The sequence below is a fragment of the Massilia sp. LMS1-1-1.1 genome, assembly GCF_040815535.1.
Lineage (GTDB): Bacteria > Pseudomonadota > Gammaproteobacteria > Burkholderiales > Burkholderiaceae_D > Janthinobacterium > Janthinobacterium aestuarii.
In genome coordinates this window covers 714,364-735,156 of sequence record NZ_JBFPNG010000012.1, presented here as the reverse complement: position 1 = coordinate 735,156, position 20,793 = coordinate 714,364, and the positions used below count along the sequence as shown (strand labels likewise).

Sequence of the window (20,793 nt, the reverse complement as noted above, 5' to 3'; positions counted from 1 at the left end):
CCCGCGCGGCGCGCCACGGCAGCGGACATCGGTAAGGAAAGGTAAGCAGGCAGATGTGCACAGTATGAATTTATTCTTTCAAATCAACAGGATAGGCGATAGTCGCCGGTGCAATGCCGGACGCTGGCGTCACATTTCCCCCGATGCTACTGTCCGCCAACTGCAGCGTAACAGGCAGCCAAACAAGACCAACACCAACAAGGAGACGACATGCAACTGCATGCAAAAGGCGGCGTGGCCGCGCGCAATACATTGCTGGCCCTGCTGCTGGCCAGCGGCACGGCACAGGCGGGCACGCTCACCATCGAAAGCTGGCGCGTGGATGACAAGACCCTGTGGGAAACGGTGCTCATCCCCGCCTTCCAGAAAAAACATCCGGGCATCGAGATCAAGTTCTCGCCCACGGCCCCCACCGAATACGATTCCACCCTGAACGCGCGCCTGAGCGGCGGCACGGCCGGCGACTTGCTGGCCTGCCGCCCGTTCGACGTCTCGCTGGCCCTGTACAAGCGGGGCCAGCTGGAAAAACTCGACGGCAAGGCCGGCATGGACAACTTCCCCGCCTCGGCCAAGGTGGCGTGGCAGACGGACGATGGCAAGGACACCTTCTGCATGCCGATCGCGTCCGTCATGCATGGCTTCCTGTACAACAAGAAAATCTTCCGCGAACTGAAACTGCGGCCGCCCGCCACGGAAGAGGAATTCTTCAAGGTGCTGGAAACGGTCAAGAAAAGCGGCAAATATGCGCCCTTGGCCCTGGGCACGGCCGACCAGTGGGAAGCGAACCAGGTGGTGTTCACCAGCATCGGCGCCAATTACTGGAAAGGTGAAGAGGGCCGCAAGGCGCTGATCGCCGGCAAGGCCAAATTTACCGACCCGCAGTTCGTCGCCGCATGGGAATATGAGGCCCGCCTGGGCAGCTATCTGTCCAAGGGCGCCAGCGCGCAAACCTATGGCGACAGCCAGAACCAGTTCGCGCTGGGCAAGGCCGCCATCTACCCATCCGGCTCCTGGGATATCGCCTACTTCAAGCAAGACCCGGAACTGGAACTGGGTGCCTTCAACCCGCCCGTGCGCAAGGCCGGCGACAAATGCTACATCTCGGACCACACGGACATCGGCATGAGCGTCAACAAGAAGTCGAAGAACAAGGAAGACGCCTACAAATTCCTCGCCTGGCTCGGTTCGCAGGAATTCGCCGACATCTACACCAACAAGGTGACGGGCTTCTTTTCGCTGTCGAACCATTTGATCTCCATCAAGGACCCGCTGGCCAAGCAAATGAACGGCTGGCGCGCCAGTTGCGCCTCGACCATCCGCCTGAACGCGCAAATCCTCAACCGTGGCGAGCCGAGCATGGAAAACGAGCTGTGGAACGTCAATGCCCAGGTCCTGAACGGCAAGCTGGCGCCGAAAGACGCAGCGCGCCAGATCCAGTCCGGCTTTGCCAAGTGGTACAAGCCGCAACAGTAATCACCACGTCTACCCTCCCCGAGCAACCGGCCTGAGCAGTGCGATGCGGCAGCCGGTGGCACGGTTTTGCCGGCGGCCACGCCGCCGGTGCTTTTCTTCGTCTGGAGTTTCGCCGTGAAAAAAACTTTCCCATGGCACGTGCTCGTGTTCCTGGCCCCGGCGCTGGTCATTTACTCGCTGTTCAGCGCCCTGCCCCTGGCCGATACCCTGCGCCTGGGCCTGTACACGACCGATGAGAGCGGCCAGCACCATTTTGCCGGCCTGGCCAACTACGCCACCATCCTGTTCGACCCGCAATGGTCGCAAAGTTTCTGGAATGCGATGTGGAACAACTGCAAGTTTTTCCTCATCCACATGCTGCTGCAAAATCCCATCGGCCTGCTGCTGGCCACCCTCTTCAGCCTCAAGGGTTTGAAGGGCGAGCGCAGCTACCGCACCCTGATCTTCCTGCCCACCCTGCTGTCCGTCGTCATCATCGGCTTCATCTGGCAGCTGATCTTGTCGCCGCTGTGGGGCGTGGGCCAGTCGCTGATGGATGGCGTGGGCATTGGCAGCCACTTCGCGCCGTGGCTGGGCCAGGAATCGACGGCCCTGCTGACCATCGCTCTCATTTCCGTTTGGCAATACATCGGCATCCCCATGATGCTGATCTATGCGGCCCTGCTGGCCGTGCCCGAGGAAATCATCGAGGCGGCCCACGCGGAAGGGGCCGGCGCCATGCGCATCTTCTGGCAAATCAAGCTGCCGCTGATCTGGCCCACCCTGGGGCTGGTCACCATCCTCACCTTTGTCGCCAACTTCAATGCTTTCGACCTCGTGTATTCCGTGAAAGGCGCGCTGGCGGGACCGAACTACGCCACCGACATCCTCGGCACCTTCTTTTACCGCACCTTCTTCGGCTACCAGGCCCAGCTGGGCAGCCCCACCATGGGCGCCGCCGTGGCCACCATGATGTTCCTCGTGATCCTCGTGGGCGTGGGCGTGTATTTCTTTTTCGTGCAGCGCAAGCTGACACGCTACGAACTGTAAGGGCCGCCATGCGCAACGTTTCCACCCGCCCCCTGGGCCGCGCCGCCGTGCATGCGATCCTGGCCGGCTACACCATCATCGCCCTGTTTCCAATCGTCTTGATCCTGATCAACTCAGTCAAGACGCGGGCCGCCATCTTCGACAATCCGCTGGCCTTGCCCACGCCTTCCACCTTTTCGCTCGTGGGCTTTCACAAGGTGCTGGCCAATTCCGACTTCCTGCTGTACTTCGGCAACAGCCTGTTCGTCACCCTGCTGTCGCTGCTGCTGATCGTGCTGTTCGGCGCCATGGCGGCCTGGGCCTTGTCCGAATACACGTTTACGGGCAACCGCCTGCTGACCCTGTACCTGGCGCTGGGCATCATGATCCCCATCCGCCTGGGTACGGTGTCCATCCTGGAACTGGTGGTGCGGCTCGACCTGATCAACACCTTGACGGCGCTGGTGCTCGTGTATACGGCGCAGGGCCTGCCGCTGGCTGTGATGATTCTGTCCGAATTCGTGCGCCAGGTGCCGCGCGAACTGAAGGATGCGGCGCGCTGCGACGGCGTGGGCGAATTCGCCATCTTCTTCCAGGTGATCCTGCCCCTGATCCGTCCCGCCATCGCCACGGTGGCCGTGTTCACCATGATTCCCGCCTGGAACGACCTGTGGTTCCCGCTCATCCTGGCGCCATCGGACCGTACCAAGACCGTCACCCTGGGCGTGCAGCAATTCATCGGGCAATACGTGACGGACTGGAACTCCGTGCTGGCGGCGCTGTCGCTGGCTGTCATTCCCGTGCTCGTCATGTACGTCATTTTCTCTCGTCAACTGATCCGCGGCCTGACGTCCGGCGCGGTCAAATAATAGGTGCGCCATGGCCCATGTAAGCCTGCAACAACTGACCAAATCCTACGACGGCCACCACAATGTGCTGGCCGGCATCGACCTCGACATCCGCGACGGTGAATTCGTCGTGCTGGTGGGCCCTTCCGGCTGCGGCAAATCGACCTTGCTGCGCATGCTGTGCGGCCTGGAAAGCATTTCGCAAGGCACCTTGTCCATCGGCGGCAAGGTCGTCAACGACTTGCCGCCGGCCGAACGGGGCATCGCCATGGTCTTCCAGAGCTATGCGCTGTATCCGCACATGAGCGTGTACCGCAACATGGCGTTCGGCCTGAAGATCGCCGGCGCCAGCAAGGACGCCATCGCCCAGCGCGTGCGCCACGCGGCCGCCATCCTGAAGATCGACCACCTGCTGGAACGCCTGCCGCGCGAACTGTCGGGCGGCCAGCGCCAGAGGGTGGCCATCGGCCGCGCCATCGTGCGCGAACCGCAGCTGTTCCTGTTCGACGAGCCGCTGTCGAACCTCGACGCGGCCCTGCGCGTGCAGACGCGGCTGGAAATTGCCAAGCTGCACCGCCAGTTGAACGCCACCATCGTGTATGTGACGCACGACCAGGTCGAGGCGATGACCCTGGGCGACAAGATCGTCGTCATGCATGGCGGCCATATCCAGCAGGCGGGCACGCCTTTGGAACTGTACCAGCAGCCGGCGAACCGCTTCGTGGCAGGCTTCATCGGCGCGCCGATGATGAATTTCTTCGAAGGCAAGGTCATCGCCGCGCAGGACGATGGCGTGCGCGTGGCGCTGGCCAGCGGCCAGGAAGTCACGGCCCTCGTCGATCCGGCCGGCCTGCTGCCGGGCGACGCCGTCACGGTGGGCCTGCGGGCCGAACACATCCTGGAAAACGGCGACGGCGGCGCCCGCTTCCAGGGCGTCGTCAGCCTGGTGGAACACCTGGGTGAAGCCAACTTCATTTACCTGGCGCTGGACAACGGCCAGGAACTGGTGATACGCGGCGACGGCAACAACCGCGTGCCGCTGGGCCAGCCATTCACGGTCTCGGCCGCCAGCAGCGCCTTCCATTTGTTCGACGCGCAAGGCGTGGCGCGCACGCGGCGCCAGCCCGGCAACCTGATTTCATCGAAACAGATATTGGCCGCCTGAGCCTTTCCGCCCAGGCAGTTCCCCGATTGGATCGGCAGCGATCCGGTACGACGTGCCCAAGCACGCATTTTGATAACGACAAGGAGATTGTATGCAACACCCGATGAAGACCTCGCTGGCACTGGCCTGCGCCATGCTGCTGGCCTGCGGCGCCGCCCACGCCAGCGATGCCGAAGGCGAATACCACGGCTACTTCCGCGCCGGCCTCGGCTCGAGCACGGACAGCCGCGGCCCGCAAAGCTGCTACGGCCTGGGCGGCAACACCATGCGCTACCGGCTCGGCAACGAATGCGACACCTATGGAGAATTCGAATACCAGAAGGAAATGGCCAAGTCGGCCAACGGCGTCAGCTTCGTCGGCCATATCATGGTAGCCGCCTACACGCCCAGCTCCGCCGTCAGCGATTCGGACCTGAGCATGTCGAAGATGTACGTGGAAGCGAAAAACATCGAAATTCTCAACGGCGGCACGGCCTGGATCGGCAAGCGCTACTACATGCGTCCCGACATCCACATGCTGGACTTGCAATACATCAATATGAACGGCACGGGCGGCGGCATCGACCAGTACAAGCTGGGACCGGGCCGCATCAGCTATGGTTTCTTCAAGGATAACGACAAGCCCGGCAACTCGGCCATCCGGCAAAACCTCGTCTACCAGGGCATCCCCATCAATCAGGATGGCACGCTGGAAGTGCTGACCACCCTGATCACGCCCGACAAGAAGGACAGCACCTCGCACAGCGGCTGGCAAGCCACCGTGCTGCACAAGCAGGACAAGGTATGGGGCGGCGCCAACACCTTCGGCATCCAGTACGGCGTCGGGCCGGGCACGGGCGCCGGCGGCCAGTGCTGCAACCGCATGGGCACGACGGGCTCGATCCGCAACGGCAGCGACGTCACGCGCTTGCGCATCTTCAATTCGCTGTGGATACAGCCGACGCCGGAATGGAGCGCGGAAATGATCGCCATCGTGCAGCGCGACAAGTCCGACACCACGGGCGGCAGCTCGACCTGGACCACCCTGGGCGTGCGCCCCGTATATGCCGTCAACGACAACTTCAAGCTGCAGTTCGAACTGGGCACGGACCGCGTGACCTCGCCCACGGGCGGCGCCGCGCAGCGCCTGACCAAGCTGACCTTCGCGCCTACCCTGACGGCGGGCAAGGGTTACTGGTCGCGTCCCGAGCTGCGCGCCTTCGTCACCTACGGCAAATGGAACGACGCCGCCACGGCCGCCGTCAACAAGGCCAATGAATCGGGGCCCGTGTACGGCAACGCCACCAGCGGCACCTCGTTCGGCCTGCAAGTGGAGACGTGGTTTTAACAAGCTGTCTTGATATGGCGCAGTGCATGCGCCTGTCGGACTGCGCGAAATCGCGTGCCGCGCTATGCTGCACGCCATACCGCTCACTTCGGAGGCCGCATGCACGCCGCATTTCCCCGGGCCGCCGCCGCGCTGGCCCTCGCTTTCGCCAGCATGGCCTGGGCCCGCGACGCCGCCGTCGCGCCGGCGCCGGTCCTCAGCGCGCGCCAGCAGGCGCTGATGGCGACCGTCGTGGGCAGCGCCGCCCATCCGCGCATCCTGCAGGTACGCCTCGATGAATTGCATCCGACCCAGCCGGCCATCGGCTACGACCAGGTGTATTACAAGCTGGGACGCTATGCGGTCGAAGAAAAACACATCGCCGACATCGCCAAGCCAAAGAAATTCGCCGACCTGTGCGAAGCCAATGGCCAGGGCGACGTCTTGCCCAACACGGCCAATGTGGCCGGCGCCACCCTGGCCGCGCCACCGGCCGGCTACCGCTGCAAGGCGGCCGTGGGCAGCCGTCCGGGCGACATGAAGACCGTCGTCATCGGCCCGCGCGGCATCGTGTACCTGACCGATGGCCACCACACGTTTTCCACCTTCTGGGAGGCCGACGGCGGGCGCAATCGTCAAATGAAAGTCTGGGTCAAGGTCAGCGACAATTTCAGCGCGCTGGGCGAAGCGGCGTTCTGGACCCGCATGCGCGAGGAAAACAAGGTATGGCTGAAAAACGGCCGCCACCAGGCCATCACTCCGCAGCAGCTGCCGCCCGCCATCGGCCTGCAGTCCCTGGGCGACGACCCGTACCGCTCGCTCGTCTACTTTACGCGCGGGATCGGCTACGAGCCGCCGGAGCACGCCACGGAATTTCTCGAGTTTTACTGGGCCGACTGGCTGCGCGGTATGCCGGCGCTGGACCTGGCGCGCGTCGACCTGCACGATGCCACCGCGTATGCGAATGCGGTCCTGCTGGCCGCGCAGGCGATGGTGGCGCTGCGGCCAGACGATATCGTCAGCGGCGGCAAGAGCGCGCGCGAGCTGGGTGCCCTGCGGGAAGTCAACCGGGAAGCGTTCGATGAATTGATCGACGACAAGGGCAAGCTGCGCCACGCCATCGCCCATAAAAAATCGCTGACAAAATAATCGCTGCGTAAACGACAACGGCCCGCCTGTCATCCGACAAGCGGGCCGTTTTTTGGATACAACGCTTAGGCGATGCGTTCGCCGTTGGCCGGATCGAACAGGGCCGCTTTCGACAGGTTGAACGACAACTGCATGGTCTGCCCCGGCAGCACGGCTTCGCGCGGGTGCGTGCGGCAAGTCACGGCCGCGCCGTTCAAACGCGTCGTCAGCAAGGTGTCGGGACCGGTTGGCTCGACCAGGTCGATCAGGCAACCGAGTTCCTGGCCCACGTCGCCGTGCGCGCTGCTCATGTCCGTGATCTGTTCCGGACGCACGCCCAGGATCACGTCGCGGCCCGCATAGCTGCGCAGCTTGTCGGCGGCGAACGGCAAGGCCAGGCGCAAGCTCTTGCCTGCGTTCTCGATGGCAACAAACACCTCGTTGCCCTCGATGACAGGCTTGACGGTGATGAAGTTCATCGATGGCGAGCCGATGAAACCGGCCACGAACAGGTTGGCCGGATTGTCGTAGATTTCCTGCGGCGTGCCCAGTTGCTGCACCACCCCATCCTTCATCACGGCGATCAGGTCGCCCATCGTCATCGCCTCGATCTGGTCATGCGTGACGTAGACGATGGTGGCCTTCAGGCGCTGGTGCAGCAGCTTGATCTCGGCGCGCATTTCCACGCGCAGCTTGGCGTCCAGGTTCGACAGCGGTTCGTCGAACAGGAACAGCGACGGCTTGCGCGAAATGGCGCGGCCCATGGCGACCCTTTGGCGCTGGCCGCCCGACAGCTGCGCCGGACGGCGGTCCAGCAAGTGCGTGATCTGCAGGGTTTCAGCGACGCGGGCGACGATTTCTTCCTGCTCCGCCTTCGGCACTTTTTTCACGTTCAGGCCGAACGCGATGTTTTCGCGCACCGTCATCGACGGGTACAGCGCGTAGGACTGGAACACCATGGCGATGTCGCGGTCCTTCGGCGGCAAGTCGTTGACGACCTTGCCGTCGATGAGGATCTCGCCGGACGTAACGCTTTCCAGGCCGGCCACCATGTTGAGCAAAGTCGACTTGCCGGAGCCGGAGCCGCCGACGAGGATCAGGAACTGGCCATCCTTGATCTCGATGTCGATGCCCTTGAGGACTTCGACGCCATTCGTGTACACCTTGCGGATGCTGCGTATCGATAAACTGGACATATTCTTTCCTTAACCTTTGACTGCGCCTGCGGTCAGACCGCGCACAAAATAACGGCCTGCGACCAGATAGACCAGCAGGGTCGGCAGCGCGGCAATCACCGCGGCGGCCATGTTGACGTTGTATTCCTTCACGCCCGTGGACGTGTTGACCAGGTTGTTCAAGCCCACCGTGATCGGCTGCGAATCGCCGCTGGCGAACACGATGCCGAACAGGAAGTCGTTCCAGATCTGCGTGAATTGCCAGATGATGCAGACGACGAAAATCGGACCCGAAATCGGCAGCACGATCTTGCGGAAGATCAGGAAGAAGCCGGCGCCGTCGATGCGCGCCGCCTTGATCAGTTCTTCCGGCACGCCGATGTAGTAGTTACGGAAGAACAGGGTCGTGAACGCCGTGCCATACACCACGTGCACGAAGACGAGGCCCGTGGTGGTATTGGCCAGGCCGAATTCGCCCAGCAAACGCGCCATCGGCAGGATCACCACCTGGAACGGAATGAAGCAGCCCACCAGCAAGGCGGCAAACAGGATTTCCGAACCGCGGAAGCGCCAGTGTGCGAACACATAGCCGTTGAAGGCCCCAAGGAAGGTCGAGATCAGCACGGCGGGAATCACCATCTTGATCGAGTTCCAGAAGAACGGCTGCATGCCGTCGCAGGTGACGCCCGTGCAGGCCGAAGACCAGGCCTTGGACCAGGAATCGAATTGCCACACGTGCGGCAAGGCCAGCAGGTTGCCGCTGCGGATCTCGTCGAGCGACTTGAACGACGTCGACAGGGTCACGTACAGGGGCACGATGTAATACACCGCGAACAGGATCAGCAGCAGATATAACACCACCCGTCCCAGGGTGAGTTTGTTGTTACGTGTAGGAGTGTGTGTCATCTCATCGCCTTTGCGCTGCGCGTTTCCAGGTACATCAGCGGCACGAGCACGGCCACGATGGTGGCCAGCATCATCATTGCCGATGCCGAGCCCAGGCCCAGCTGGCCGCGGGTGAAGGAAAACTGGTACATGAAGATGGCCGGCACGGACGACGAGTTGCCAGGTCCGCCAGCCGTCAGTGCGATGACCAGGTCGAAGCTCTTGATGGCGATATGCGCGAGGATCAGCAGAACGCTGAAAAACACGGGACGCATGGCGGGAATCACGATGCGCCAGTAGATCGTCGGCAAGGACGCGCCATCGACTTGCGCCGCCTTGATGATCTCGTCATCGATGCCGCGCAGGCCGGCCAGGAACAGGGCCATGACAAAGCCCGACGATTGCCAGACGCCGGCGATCACCACCGTGTAGATGGCCATGTCGGAGTTCACCAGCCAGTCGAAGGTAAACGAGGTCCAGCCCCAGTCGTGCATAACCTTTTCCAGGCCCAGGCTGGGATTGAGCATCCATTTCCAGGCCGTGCCGGTGACGATGAAGGACAGCGCCATCGGATACAGGTAGATGGCGCGCAGCGCGCCTTCGGCGCGGATTTTCTGGTCCAGCAGGATGGCCAGGAACAGGCCGATGGCGATGCTGCAACCGATGAACAGGACACCGAAGATGCCGAGGTTCTTGAGCGAGGTCCACCAGCGCTCGTTGTCGAACAGCTCATAGTATTGCACCAGGCCGGCGAACTCGTAGTTCGGCATCAGCCGCGATTCGGTCAGCGACAGCCAACCGGTCAAAAAGATAAAACCATAGACGAATACCAAGCTGGCGATGAGCGTGGGGCCCAACACCATCTGCGGTATCCATCGGTCGAATTGCTTGCGTATGGACATAGAAGAGCCGTAGAGAGAACTGCGTGTGGCGCCGGCCTGGTCGAAGCCAGGGCGGACGCCTGCGATGCATGCAATGCAGCGGGCGCCGGCGAGCGTGCCGGCGCCGTCGTGATTACTTCACTTTTGCCGCTTTGGCCAGGGCTGCAACCGCGTCTTTCGAGCTCATGTTGGTGTTCATGAACTTGGCGATGACGTCGGTCACGGCGCCTTGCGTGGCCGATGGCAGCGCCATGCCGTGGGCGAACGATGGCACCAGGCCGCCGGACTTGTTGGTGGCGTCCATGTCTTCCATCGATTTCAGGGCGCAAGCGTCAAACTTGTCCTTCGATACGCCGGAACGCACGGGGATGGAACCCTTGTTCAAGTTGAAGATCGACTGGAACTTCGGATTCATGATGGCGTTGGCCAGGGCGATCTGCCCTTTCTTCGCATTCGCATCCTTTTGCGTGAACATGGCAAACGAATCGATGTTGAAGGTGTAGGCCTTGTCCGTGCCAGGCGCTGCCACGCACAGGTAGTCCTTGCCCGGCACCTTGCCAGCGGCCGTGAACTCGCCCTTGGCCCAGTCGCCCATGAACTGGAAGCCGGCCTTGTTGTTGATGACCATGGCGGTCGCCAGATTCCAGTCGCGGCCTGCCGCATCCTTGTCGATGTAGGTCTTCACCTTGCCCAGGGTGTCGAACACCTTGAGCATGGTCGGGCCGGTCAATTCCTTCTGGTCCAGCTTGAGGATGGCTTTCTTGTAGAACTCCGTGCCGCCCACGCCCAGCGCGACGGATTCAAACACGGTGGCGTCCTGCCAAGGCTGGCCGCCATGGGCGATCGCGATGCCGCCCGATTTCTTGATTTTCTCGGCCGCGTCGAAGAACGCATCCCAGGTGGTCGGGGTGGTGGCCACGCCGGCTTTTTTCAGCACTTCCGGATTGACCCACATCCAATTGACGCGGTGGACGTTGACGGGAGCGGCAACGTAGTGGCCCTTGTACTTCATGATGTCGGCGACGACTTTCGGCAGCACGGCATCCCATTTGCCTGGAATGGCGGCATCATCGATATTGGCCAGCACGCCTTCAGCGCCCCACTCCTGGATCGATGGGCCCTTGATCTGGGCGGCCGTCGGCGGGTTGCCGGAAATGACGCGGGTTTTCAGCGCGGTCGCGGCGTTTTCGCCAGCGCCACCAGCCACGGCGAAGTCTTTCCAGCCGAAGCCGCTTTCCTTCACGATTTGCTGCAACTGGCCCACGGACTTCGCTTCGCCGCCGGAGGTCCAGTAGTGCAACACTTCCACGTCGGTCGCAAAGGCGCTGCCAGCGAATGCCAGGGTGGTCAATGCGGCCAGTTGGGTAATCTTGAATTTCAGTTTCATCTCCACATTCCTTTTTTGATCAAGCTTTTAGGGGGCTTCGGCATACGAGGGCCGAAAAAGGTGAAATCTGCGCCTGTACCGGCGCTCTTGTGCTCAGACCCGCTTGCAAACGGGCATCATCTTGGTGTAAAGACGGCGCCGTGATCCATGACATGCTTACTGCGTATTTATATCACGGGACGGCGCCAAAAACGCATCCGCGAAGGATGCGCCAGGTTGATCTGCACTTACAAACATCAACACTGAACAAAACCGTCGCGAGCGGCAGTGATTTGTGGCCGAGAAGCGCAGCCGTGCTGGAGCACGGTGAGCATCGCAGGCCGCAAAGCGCGCCGCGCAGCAGGTTTGGTTCGGTGTTTAGAACCAGGTTTCGACTTGGAAGCCGTACGAAGTGCCGCTGGTATTGTTGTTATAGATCGGGCCGCCGTTGTTCGACGCATTGACCGAAGCGGTGGCCGCATCGTTCCATTTGCCGTAGGTAACAAAAGCGCGCAGTTCAGGACGCGACCACAGGCCAGGACCGGCCGAGATCGTCGGTGCGATGGTCAGCTTGGTCAAGCGCTTGGCTGGCTGGCCGCCCGATTGCGTCACGCGGTCCGTGCCCAGTTCGCCCACCAGCTTGAAGTTGTCGGTGAACGCGTACACAGGACGCACGCCGACCGAAGTCCAGGTCGAGGAACCGGTAGCTTTCGACTCGTCTTTTTGCCACAGGGCGACAAATTCCATGCCGAAGTTGGCCATCGGCTGGATCGCCATGTCATTGAAGACGCGTGTACGCTTGCGGTCCGAACCGAAACCGGTGTCGCCCGAGGCGCCGAACTGGCCGTTGCCGGCGCCGCCGACACCAGGACCGACGCCGTACTGCACGCCGAAGGTATTGCCGCCGCCGAAGACTTTCGCCTGACGGTGGAATGCCGACAGCTGCCAGCCGTTATTGCGCTTGCCCAGGATGGCGTCATCCTTGCCTTCGCCGACAATGTAGGTCGCGGCCAGGTCCAGGGTGCCGTTTTCATTGACGGGAATTTCGCCGTAGATGAAGTTCTGGCGCACGGCCGATTTCGTGCCCAGGTAGGCGCCAGGTACGCCGCTGCGCGAGCCTTTGTCGTCATCGCGCTGGGCGATGTCGTTGTCCTTGAAGAAGGCGTACGAGAATTTACCGGGGCCCGCAGGAATGCGGTCCAGGCCGGCGCCCGTGCCGTTCATGTTGATGTATTGCAGATCCAGCATGTGGATGTCAGGACGGTAGTAGAAACGTTTACCGATCCAGGCCGTGCCGCCGTTCAGGAAATCGAGTCCCTGCGCTTCGACGTAGGCTTTGACGATGCCCAGCTTGTTGTCGCCGAAATCGGAGTTTGGCGCGTAGGCGTTGACCCAGATGGTGGCCAGGTAGTTCACGCCGCCGGACTTGGCGACGGATTTGGTGTAGCCGAATTCCGTGTAGGCGTCGCACTCATTGCCCAGACGATATTTCATGGTATTGCCGCCCAGACCGAAGCAGCCTTGCGAACCGCCGCCGCTCGAGGTATTGCTGCCGGCGCCAGCGCGCAGGTAGCCGTGGAAGCCTTCAGAGTCGGATGGGTACATTGGATCGGCGGCAGCGGAACCGCTGGCGATGGCCAAGACGATGGCAGCTGGCAGTGTCTTCAACACGGCCTTCAACATGTTGCGATGCAGCATGGTAAGTCTCCTCAGTAGTTATTTTTTATCTAGTCATTCGTGGCCGAATGTACTGGCCAGAATTCTTTCCAGCAGGGACATAGTAACTATACTACGAACAAATATCAACATATTATGTTGTAATCCTACGACTACTCTGCGACACTTTATTTGCGTACCGATATACGGGTTGACTGCCCTGTTTTTTTCCGCCGACAACCGCAGCATCCGGCACTGTGGACGGGCATTTGGGCAAGCACCCCGCATTTTTCGGCACGCGGCACGTATACGAATTAAAATCCTTGGTTTTTGCCATAACGACAGTGCGCGGCCACGACCGTGCACGCATACGAGACTAGGCACCGCCATGAAAATTGATGAAAAAATGGAAGTAGCAGGCAGCGATCCGGCGGAGCGTTTCAGTGAAGGCCCCCGCCTGCTGGCGGACATCGGCGGCACCAATGCCCGCTTCGTGCTGGAAACGCGCCAGGGCCACCTGGAAGCGGTAGCCGTACTGCCCTGCGACGACTACGCGTCGCTGCTCGACGCCATCACCGCATATATTGACAGCGACGAGGCGCGCGCCGCCGGTTCGGCGCGCGTGCGCCATGCGGCCATCGCCATCGCCAACCCCATCGACGACGACAATATCCGCATGATGAACCATCACTGGTTCTTCTCGATCGAGGCGATGCGCGCCGCGCTGGGCCTCGACACCCTGCTGGTAGTGAACGACTTCACGGCGCTGGCCATGGCCCTGCCCTATCTGCGGCCCGACCAGCGCCAGCAGATCGGCGGCGGCATGGCGCGCGCCGACAGCGTCATCGGTTTGCTTGGTTCGGGCACGGGCCTGGGCGTGTCGGGCATGATCCCCGCGGAAGACCGCTGGATCGCGCTGGGCAGCGAAGGGGGCCACGTCAGCTTTGCTCCGTGCGACCAGCGCGAAATGGACGTGCTGTCCTTCGCCTGGCGCGAGCTATCGCACGTCTCGGCCGAACGCCTCGCTTCCGGACGGGGGCTAGAACTGATCTACCGCGCCCTGTCCGAGCGCGCAGGCAAACCCGATGCGCCGACGCTGCTGGCGGCCGACATCACCAGCCGCGCCCTGAACAATGAATGCGACGTGTGCCTGGAAGCGGTGGACTGCTTTTGCGCCATCCTCGGCTCCATCGCCGGCAACGTGGCGATGACCCTGGGCGCGCTGGGCGGCATCTATATAGGCGGGGGCATCGTGCCGCGCCTGGGTCCCCTGTTCGAACAGTCGCAGTTCCGCGCCCGCTTCGAGCAAAAGGGCCGCCTGAACGAATACCTGGCGCAGATTCCCACCTTCCTGATCACGGCCGAACTGCCGACATTCCTCGGCATCGCTGCCATCCTGGCGCAAAAGCTCAAGCGCGCCCACACCGGCGCGCCCGTGCTCGAATCCGTGCGCCAGGCGCGCGGGCGCATGAGCCCATCGGAATGCAAGGTGGCCGACTGGGTGCTGAAGGAACCGAATGCCATGCTCACGCTGCCGATCGCCGAAATCGCCCAGCGGGTGGGCGTGAGCCAGCCGACCGTGATGCGTTTTTGCCGCTCGATCGGCGTGCAGGGCCTGGCCGACTTCAAATTGAAGCTGGCGTCCGGCCTGACGGGCGGCGCCATCACGGTGGCGCACTGCCACGTCGAAATCTCGGACTCCGACGCGGAACTGGCGCGCAAGGTGTTGGGCAATAATGCCTCGGCCGCGCTGGCCATGCGTGACATGCTCGACGTGAAAGCGCTGACGGCGGCTATCGAACTGCTGCGCGGCGCGCAGCGCGTGGAACTGCTGGCCGTGGGCAGCGCCCGCGTGGTGGCCGACGACATGCAGCACAAGCTGCTCAACCTGGGCATCGTCAGCAGCTTCTTTGCCGATCCGCAGGCGCAGGAAATGAGCGCCGCCATGCTGAAACCGGGCGACGTGGCGCTGGTCATTTCCCGCTCGGGCGCCCTGCCCGACCTGCTGCGCACCGTCAAGGTGGCGCAGGGCTGCGGCGCGCGCGTGCTGGCGATCACGGCCAGCGGTTCGCCGCTGGCCAAGCTGGCCGACGTGCTGCTGACCTTGAACCACCCGGAAGGCAACCTCAATTTCGTGCCCATGATCGTGCGCCTGCTGCAGCTGATGATGCTCGATATCCTGTCGGTGGGACTGGCGCGGCGCGACACGGCGCAGCGCACCAGCGCCGCCGAGCTGGAAGAAGGTCAATTGCACGGCATGCGCATCAGCGGCAAGCTGAAATTCGGTGGTCACCTCGAATAAGGCGGCGCACGCCGCACCAGACGCCGCCAGCGGAGCCACCGTGCACGACGTGGCGCGCGTGGCCGGCGTGTCGGCCATGACGGTATCGCGCGTGATCAACGGGCGCGCCAGCGTCAGCACGGCCACGCGCGACAAGGTCGAGGCGGCGATCGCCAGCCTGCGCTACCAGCCCAACCTGGCGGCCAGAGCCGCCCGCACGGGCACCCTGCGCATCGGACTGTTATACAGCAACCCCAGCGCCGCTTTTCTCAGCGAATTCCTCGTCGGCGCCATGGACCAGTGCCGCCAGGGCGGCGGCCAGCTGCTGCTTGAACGCTGCGAAGACCAGGGCAGCCAGCGCGCCGGCATCGATTGCCTGGTGGCCGCCGGCGTGGACGGCATCCTCGTGCCGCCACCGCTGTGCGATTCGCCCGCCGTGCTGGCGCAACTGAACCAGATGGGCATCCCCGCCATCGCCGTGGCCACCGCGCGCCCTTCGCCCGGCGTCTCGGCCGTGCGCATCGACGACTACGAAGGCGCGCTGGCCATGACGCGCCACTTGCTCGCGCTGGGCCACCGCGACATCGGCTTCATCGAAGGCGACCCGGCGCACACGCCAGCCCTGCTGCGCCGCCAGGCCTTCGAGGACGCCATGCGGGAAGCGGGCTTGCCAGTGGCGCCGCACAGGGTGGCGCAAGGCTACTTTACGTATCGTTCGGGGCTCGACGCGGCGCGCCAGCTGCTGGCGCAAGCACCGCACCCGAGCGCCATCTTCGCCAGCAACGACGACATGGCCGCCGCTACCCTGGCCGTGGCGCATGGCATGGGCTTGCAGGTGCCGGCGGAATTGAGCGTGTGCGGTTTCGACGATACGCCCGTCGCCACCACCGTCTGGCCCGAGCTGAGCACCATTCACCAACCCATCGCCGACATGGCGCGCGCCGCCGTCAGCCTCGTCATCGACGAAATCCGCCAGCGCCGCGCCGGGGAAACGGCGACGGCCACACATCATTTGATGGCGTTTACCTTGATGGAACGCGCGTCGACGGGACGCGCGCGCTAGGCACGCGCATCCATGGGGCTCAGGCCTGCATGTCGGGCAGCTCGATTTCCGCCTTGCGCGCCGCGATCTGGCTACCGATGGCTTGCAGGTCGATTTCCGCGTCGCGCGCGCGCGGGAATATCTCGCCCTCCTCTTCCAGCACGTGGTGATCGATCTGCTCGGAGAGTACCTTGACCTTGGCGTCGTACAAGTCTTCGCCGGGCGCCATGGCGACGATTTGCGCAATCAATTCCTTGGCCGATGCGTGCTCGACAATGGCTTCATCGATCAAGTCTTCGTTCGAACGGCTGGCGTCGCGCACGGCGGGATAGAAGATTTCTTCTTCCACCATCGCATGCTTGCTCAGTTCCTCACAGATTTTCAGGGCCAGCTTGCGCTTGCTGACGAGCGAACGGTCGCTGAGGCCCTCATACTGTTCGAACAGTTCTTTTACGGTTTGATGGTCTTGCGTCAGCAGCTCGATCGCGTCCATGTCCGGCATGCCTGCCTGTGTTTGGGAAACGGAAGCTGCCTGAGGTGATTGGGTGGCCATGATGTTGTCTCCAAATGTCAGCACGAAGTAGACATTGTAGGCAGCACCCTGCGGTAGCCATGTAGGAGCATTGCTTACAACAAGGTAGGCCAAGCGTAAATGCGGCTACCTTGTTGATGCAGATCAGGCCAAGCCTGACTTAACTGACGACCGTGCGTGTCTCGAGCGACTGCACCAGCTCCACCGAAGGAGGCGCTGCTCCAGCCGCCAGGCAGGCCCCTGCGCCGGCCGCGACGGCAAAGCGCAAGTGCTGGCCGCCGTCGGCATCCGGGCGGTACATCAGGCTGTACAGCAAGCCGCCGATGCTGGCGTCGCCCGCCCCCACCGAGTCGACCACCTCGATGACGGGCGGCGCCGCCTGCCATGTCTGTTCGCCCTGGTACAGCGCCGCGCCCTGCGCGCCGCGCGTATACAAATACGTGGCGTGCGGATTCCAGCTGCGCAGCATGGCAAACGCGCCATCGATGTCGCCGTGGCGGAACAGGCCCGCCAAGTCTTCATCGGACACCTTGATCACGTCGGCCAGCTCCGTCATGCGGCGCAGAGTGGCGTCGTAGCGTTCATCCATCATGATGCGGAAATTCGGGTCGTAGCTGATTTTCACGCCAGCAGCCTTCAGTTCCTGCGCCAGGGCCACCAGCTTGCCCGCCAGCGGTTCGCGCGCCAGGCTGATGCCGCCGAAATGCACCCATTGCGCGCCCTGCATCCAGCCGGCCGGCAAAAGCGCCGCGTCGAAATGCAGGTCGGCGCTGTCGTCGCCGATGAAGTAATACGTGGGCGGATGCAGTTCATGCACGATGGCCAGCAGCGGCGACTTCGCATGGCGCTGCAGGAAGCGCATGTCCAGACCCGCCACGTCGGTGGCAGCGGCCAGCGCATCACCGAAGACGTCGCGGCTGACGGCGCCCGCAAACGCGCTGGGCACGCCCAGGCGCGCCATCACGCGCGCCACGTTCCAGGTCGAGCCGCCCACCTGGCTGCTCCACGTGTCCGCGCCCGTGCGCAGCATGTCCGTCAGCGCTTCACCGGCCGAGACAAAAGTTGGAAAAGAGGTGCTCATGCCGCACCGCCAATCACGTTCAGCACTTCATAGCAGGCGCCCATGGTGTGGTAATCGGTCTTGCCGGCCGGGCTTTTCTCGTTGCTGATTTTTTGGTTCCCGGGCGTCAGGATGCGGTACCAGGCGCCGTGCTCATGGTCGACAAAGTGCTGCCAGCTGTAGTCCCAGATCTTGTCGTAGCTTTGCCAGTAGGCCTCGTCCCCGGTGCGTGCGGCCAGCACGGCGGCCGCGGCGAAGCTTTCCGCCTGCACCCAGAAGTATTTGTCGCCATCGCAGATTTCATCGTGCGGGCCGAAACCGTAGTGGATGCCGCCATGCGTGCCATCCCAGGCCTTTGCCAGGGCCGTGTCGTACAGTTCGCGCGCGCGCGGCAGCAGCCAGTCGGACGGACCGGCCATGAACTTGGCGTGACGTTCCATGATCAAGAGCAGCTTGGCCCATTCCGTGAAGTGGCCGGGCTGGTAGCCCCAAGGGCGGAAGATATTGCTCTTGTCGTGCAGGTTGTAATCCCAGTCGATAGCCCAGCTGGGCGTGTAGTGTTCCCAGATCATGCCGTTGGCCAGACCCGCCTGGCGCACGGTGATGTTGTGCGCCAAGGTTTCGGCGCGGTGCAGGTAGCGCGCCTCGCCCGTCGCCTCGAACGCGGCCAGCATCGCTTCGCACGCATGCATGTTCGCGTTCTGGCCACGGTAGCCATCCAGAGCAGACCAGTCGGCGCTGGCCACGTCCGCGTACAGGCCATGTTCGGGCAGCCAGAAGCGCTGCTCCATCAATTCGAACGTTTCGTCCAGGTAGGCGCGCGCTTCCGGCATCCCCGCCTGCAAGGCGTGGGCATAGGCCAGCAGCACGAAAGCGAGGCCGTAGCAGTGGTTGGCGCCGTCTTCGACCGTCTTGACGCCGTCTTTCCATGACAGTTGCCAGGCGTAGCCGCCCGTGGCCGGGTCGCGGTGCGCGTCACGCAAAAAGGCCACGCCATGGCGCAGGGCCGCCTGGTAATCGTCGCCGCCGAAACGGCGGTACGCCATGGCGTAATTGAAGATGAAGCGCGTACTGCTGACCAGGTGGCGCGTGCTGGCGTCGTACACGGTGCCATCGTCGAGGAAGAAGTGATAGAAGCCGCCGCTGGGGTCAATGGCGCGCGGGTGATAAAAGTGCATCGTGTGCAGGATATGCGCTTCGAGCATCGCCTTGGAGCGGAAATCGGGATTCATGGTTCTCTCATGATATTGTTATCGATAACAATGATGATAGCATGCCGTTTCCGCGCCGTCATGCCCGGTCAAGGCGTCTTGGCCAGCTTGAGCTTTTCACGCCACAGTGCGGCCTGCGCGGGGTCGGCCGCCTGTCCCAGCTCGCCCTTATCGTACACCCTGACCAGCCGTTCGATGGCTTCCAGGTCGCCCTGCTTTGCGGCCAGCAGATACAAGGCAAAGGGTTCGGGCGCCGGCCCTTGCCGGGTCGGGCCGCCACGGCCCTGCTCCAGCAGCCGCGCAAAGCCCGTCTGGCCCGGCGGGCTTTTGGCGATGGCCGCCATCTCGTACCAGCCCAGGGCCGCCTCGTCGCTCTGCGGCACGCCCTGCCCCACTTCATACGAATAGGCCACGTTGTTCAAGCCCGACGGATCGAGCGCCTTGGCCGACTTCATGTACCAGCCGAACGCCTCCTTGCGCTGCGCGTCGTCCTTCGCCGTCATCATCAGGCGGTAGCCGATTTCATTGTAGGCGGGGATGAAGCCATTCTCGGCGTAAAACTTCAGCCAGTGCAGCGCGTGCGCCTGCTCTTCCGCGCTGCTGTGAATATTTTCAAAGTGCTGCGCCACCATGAAGTTGGCCAGTTCCACGCCTTGCGCGGCGCCCTTGCGCGACCAGTATTCGCCCAGCTTGCGGTCGATGGCCATGCCCTGGCCCAAGGTATAGGCCACGCCCAGGAAAGCCTGCGCCGGACCATAGCCGCCTTCGGCCGATTTCTTCATCCACGCCAGACCGGCGTCAAGGTTGCGCGGCGTGCCCTCGCCCTCATGCAGCATCTGCGCCAGTTCCAGCTGGGCGGCGCTGTCGCCCGCTTCCGCAGCGATACGCGCCTTCTCGAAGACGGCGACCTTGTCCGGCGACAGGTCGGCCGGGCGGCTGAGCACGGCCTGCACCTTTGCGCGCATGTCATCGAGACCGCGTGTGTCGAATTCGGCCAGTGCCGGATGCTGGCGCGGTGCTTTGGTGGACACTTGTTGCGCCAGGACGGGCAGCGCCAGCGCCAGGCTTAATACAAACACGATGGTCTTCATTTCTTTTCGCTTTCCGCCAGCTTGCCGCGCCATTCGGCCGCATCTTCGGCATTCGCCTGTTGTCCCAGTTCACCGTTGACGTACACATCGACCATGCGCCGCATGGCGGGCACAAAGTGCTGCTCGTTCGCCGCCGCCTTCAGCCAGGTGATGGCCAGCGCCTGTTCTTCGGCACTGCTGCCGCCATTGATGAATTCCAGGGCCAGGATGGTTTGCGCCAGTGCGTCGCCCTGCGCCACGCCCTTGCGCAGCCAGTATTCGCCCTGCACACGGTCGATGGGCACCTTGCCACCCACGGTGTAGGCGAGGCCCAAAGCCGATTGCGCCGGCGCATAGCCGCCCTCGGCCGACTTGCGTACCCAGGCCATCGACTGCGCCGTGTCTTGCGGCGTGCCGGCGCCCAGCTGCAGCATGCGCGCCAGTTCCAGTTGTGCTTCGACGTCGCCCGTTTCCGCCAGCCGCCGCGTCTCGGCAAATTCGGCGATACTTTCCGGGCTATGGCTAGCCACATCCGCCCTGGCCTTGATGGCGATCAGCTGCAGGTCGAGCAAGGTGGGCGAAGTTTGCGCCAGGACGGGCAGCGGCAGCAGAAAAGGAATCAGACAGAGTAATTTCTTGGGCATGCGACGGTGTCGAAAAGAAGAAAACACGCATGGTAGCCGATGCCACGCCAGGAAGGCGCGCA

18 protein-coding genes are annotated in these 20,793 nt (G+C 63.0%); 8 read left to right on the top strand and 10 right to left on the bottom strand.

The window, feature by feature from the left end; all coding sequences use genetic code 11:
- The first annotated feature begins 210 nt into the window (after positions 1-210).
- From MRBLMS1_RS13320 to MRBLMS1_RS13295, 6 genes are all read left to right on the top strand, one after another.
- Positions 211-1,473, top strand: a complete 1,263-nt coding sequence (locus tag MRBLMS1_RS13320; RefSeq protein ID WP_485879698.1) for an ABC transporter substrate-binding protein — start codon at positions 211-213, stop codon at positions 1,471-1,473.
- Positions 1,474-1,587: 114 nt separating this feature from the next.
- Positions 1,588-2,502 (top strand): carbohydrate ABC transporter permease, encoded by a 915-nt coding sequence (locus MRBLMS1_RS13315; RefSeq protein ID WP_485879697.1) that lies wholly within the window; start codon positions 1,588-1,590, stop codon positions 2,500-2,502.
- An 8-nt stretch (positions 2,503-2,510) separates the two neighbouring features.
- Positions 2,511-3,350: a carbohydrate ABC transporter permease gene (locus tag MRBLMS1_RS13310; RefSeq protein WP_046684851.1), complete on the top strand. Its 840-nt coding sequence runs from the start codon at positions 2,511-2,513 to the stop codon at positions 3,348-3,350.
- A 10-nt stretch (positions 3,351-3,360) separates the two neighbouring features.
- Complete coding sequence (locus MRBLMS1_RS13305) at positions 3,361-4,494, top strand: ABC transporter ATP-binding protein (protein WP_485879696.1); 1,134 nt, start codon at positions 3,361-3,363, stop codon at positions 4,492-4,494.
- Between the two features lie 91 nt (positions 4,495-4,585).
- The gene (locus MRBLMS1_RS13300; protein ID WP_456149364.1) at positions 4,586-5,821 is read left to right on the top strand and encodes a carbohydrate porin; all 1,236 of its coding nucleotides are present in this window, start codon (positions 4,586-4,588) and stop codon (positions 5,819-5,821) included.
- Positions 5,822-5,920: 99 nt separating this feature from the next.
- Entirely contained in the window at positions 5,921-6,949 is a 1,029-nt protein-coding gene (locus tag MRBLMS1_RS13295; RefSeq protein ID WP_485879695.1) for a ParB/Srx family N-terminal domain-containing protein, read from the top strand.
- Between the two features lie 65 nt (positions 6,950-7,014).
- On the opposite strand, the gene MRBLMS1_RS13290 is transcribed toward MRBLMS1_RS13295, so the two are convergent.
- From MRBLMS1_RS13290 to MRBLMS1_RS13270, 5 genes are all read right to left on the bottom strand, one after another.
- Positions 7,015-8,124, bottom strand: coding sequence for an ABC transporter ATP-binding protein (locus MRBLMS1_RS13290; protein WP_070303050.1), 1,110 nt, complete (start codon positions 8,122-8,124; stop codon positions 7,015-7,017).
- 9 nt (positions 8,125-8,133) lie between these two features.
- Positions 8,134-9,009 (bottom strand): carbohydrate ABC transporter permease, encoded by an 876-nt coding sequence (locus MRBLMS1_RS13285; protein ID WP_034757607.1) that lies wholly within the window; start codon positions 9,007-9,009, stop codon positions 8,134-8,136.
- Positions 9,006-9,890 carry a carbohydrate ABC transporter permease gene (locus MRBLMS1_RS13280; protein WP_034777935.1) on the bottom strand — a complete coding sequence of 295 codons (885 nt, stop codon included), beginning with the start codon at positions 9,888-9,890 and terminating at the stop codon, positions 9,006-9,008. Before MRBLMS1_RS13280 ends, MRBLMS1_RS13285 begins: the two co-directional genes overlap by 4 nt.
- Before the next feature lie 112 nt (positions 9,891-10,002).
- Entirely contained in the window at positions 10,003-11,256 is a 1,254-nt protein-coding gene (locus MRBLMS1_RS13275; RefSeq protein ID WP_034757604.1) for an ABC transporter substrate-binding protein, read from the bottom strand.
- Between the two features lie 357 nt (positions 11,257-11,613).
- The gene (locus MRBLMS1_RS13270) at positions 11,614-12,933 is read right to left on the bottom strand and encodes a carbohydrate porin (protein WP_485879694.1); all 1,320 of its coding nucleotides are present in this window, start codon (positions 12,931-12,933) and stop codon (positions 11,614-11,616) included.
- 346 nt (positions 12,934-13,279) lie between these two features.
- Here MRBLMS1_RS13270 and MRBLMS1_RS13265 point away from each other — a divergent pair, with 346 nt between their 5' ends.
- Positions 13,280-15,193, top strand: coding sequence for a glucokinase (locus MRBLMS1_RS13265; RefSeq protein ID WP_230519493.1), 1,914 nt, complete (start codon positions 13,280-13,282; stop codon positions 15,191-15,193).
- Positions 15,177-16,235, top strand: a complete 1,059-nt coding sequence (locus MRBLMS1_RS13260) for a LacI family DNA-binding transcriptional regulator (RefSeq protein ID WP_485879693.1) — start codon at positions 15,177-15,179, stop codon at positions 16,233-16,235. The genes MRBLMS1_RS13265 and MRBLMS1_RS13260 overlap by 17 nt, the downstream gene beginning before the upstream one ends.
- Before the next feature lie 19 nt (positions 16,236-16,254).
- Here the strand turns inward: MRBLMS1_RS13260 and MRBLMS1_RS13255 are convergent, their stop codons facing one another.
- From MRBLMS1_RS13255 to MRBLMS1_RS13235, 5 genes are all read right to left on the bottom strand, one after another.
- Positions 16,255-16,707: a hemerythrin domain-containing protein gene (locus MRBLMS1_RS13255; RefSeq protein ID WP_485880089.1), complete on the bottom strand. Its 453-nt coding sequence runs from the start codon at positions 16,705-16,707 to the stop codon at positions 16,255-16,257.
- A gap of 199 nt (positions 16,708-16,906) precedes the next feature.
- Positions 16,907-17,827, bottom strand: coding sequence for a carbohydrate kinase family protein (locus MRBLMS1_RS13250; RefSeq protein WP_485879692.1), 921 nt, complete (start codon positions 17,825-17,827; stop codon positions 16,907-16,909).
- The gene (locus MRBLMS1_RS13245; protein WP_485879691.1) at positions 17,824-19,038 is read right to left on the bottom strand and encodes an AGE family epimerase/isomerase; all 1,215 of its coding nucleotides are present in this window, start codon (positions 19,036-19,038) and stop codon (positions 17,824-17,826) included. The genes MRBLMS1_RS13250 and MRBLMS1_RS13245 overlap by 4 nt, the downstream gene beginning before the upstream one ends.
- Before the next feature lie 68 nt (positions 19,039-19,106).
- Positions 19,107-20,108 carry a tetratricopeptide repeat protein gene (locus MRBLMS1_RS13240; RefSeq protein WP_485879690.1) on the bottom strand — a complete coding sequence of 334 codons (1,002 nt, stop codon included), beginning with the start codon at positions 20,106-20,108 and terminating at the stop codon, positions 19,107-19,109.
- The gene (locus tag MRBLMS1_RS13235) at positions 20,105-20,731 is read right to left on the bottom strand and encodes a tetratricopeptide repeat protein (protein WP_485879689.1); all 627 of its coding nucleotides are present in this window, start codon (positions 20,729-20,731) and stop codon (positions 20,105-20,107) included. The genes MRBLMS1_RS13240 and MRBLMS1_RS13235 overlap by 4 nt, the downstream gene beginning before the upstream one ends.
- Between the last annotated feature and the right edge of the window lie 62 nt (positions 20,732-20,793).

Excerpts from the sequence above, each read along its gene's own strand:
- MRBLMS1_RS13320 (WP_485879698.1), top strand. The coding sequence starts at position 211 with ATGCAACTGCATGCAAAAGGCGGCGTGGCCGCGCGCAATACATTGCTG.
- MRBLMS1_RS13310 (WP_046684851.1), top strand. The coding sequence starts at position 2,511 with ATGCGCAACGTTTCCACCCGCCCCCTGGGCCGCGCCGCCGTGCATGCG.
- MRBLMS1_RS13305 (WP_485879696.1), top strand. The coding sequence starts at position 3,361 with ATGGCCCATGTAAGCCTGCAACAACTGACCAAATCCTACGACGGCCAC.
- MRBLMS1_RS13300 (WP_456149364.1), top strand. The coding sequence starts at position 4,586 with ATGCAACACCCGATGAAGACCTCGCTGGCACTGGCCTGCGCCATGCTG.
- MRBLMS1_RS13295 (WP_485879695.1), top strand. The coding sequence starts at position 5,921 with ATGCACGCCGCATTTCCCCGGGCCGCCGCCGCGCTGGCCCTCGCTTTC.
- MRBLMS1_RS13290 (WP_070303050.1), bottom strand. The coding sequence starts at position 8,124 with ATGTCCAGTTTATCGATACGCAGCATCCGCAAGGTGTACACGAATGGC.
- MRBLMS1_RS13285 (WP_034757607.1), bottom strand. The coding sequence starts at position 9,009 with ATGACACACACTCCTACACGTAACAACAAACTCACCCTGGGACGGGTG.
- MRBLMS1_RS13280 (WP_034777935.1), bottom strand. The coding sequence starts at position 9,890 with ATGTCCATACGCAAGCAATTCGACCGATGGATACCGCAGATGGTGTTG.
- MRBLMS1_RS13275 (WP_034757604.1), bottom strand. The coding sequence starts at position 11,256 with ATGAAACTGAAATTCAAGATTACCCAACTGGCCGCATTGACCACCCTG.
- MRBLMS1_RS13270 (WP_485879694.1), bottom strand. The coding sequence starts at position 12,933 with ATGCTGCATCGCAACATGTTGAAGGCCGTGTTGAAGACACTGCCAGCT.
- MRBLMS1_RS13265 (WP_230519493.1), top strand. The coding sequence starts at position 13,280 with ATGAAAATTGATGAAAAAATGGAAGTAGCAGGCAGCGATCCGGCGGAG.
- MRBLMS1_RS13255 (WP_485880089.1), bottom strand. The coding sequence starts at position 16,707 with ATGGACGCGATCGAGCTGCTGACGCAAGACCATCAAACCGTAAAAGAA.
- MRBLMS1_RS13250 (WP_485879692.1), bottom strand. The coding sequence starts at position 17,827 with ATGAGCACCTCTTTTCCAACTTTTGTCTCGGCCGGTGAAGCGCTGACG.
- MRBLMS1_RS13245 (WP_485879691.1), bottom strand. The coding sequence starts at position 19,038 with ATGAATCCCGATTTCCGCTCCAAGGCGATGCTCGAAGCGCATATCCTG.
- MRBLMS1_RS13240 (WP_485879690.1), bottom strand. The coding sequence starts at position 20,108 with ATGAAGACCATCGTGTTTGTATTAAGCCTGGCGCTGGCGCTGCCCGTC.
- MRBLMS1_RS13235 (WP_485879689.1), bottom strand. The coding sequence starts at position 20,731 with ATGCCCAAGAAATTACTCTGTCTGATTCCTTTTCTGCTGCCGCTGCCC.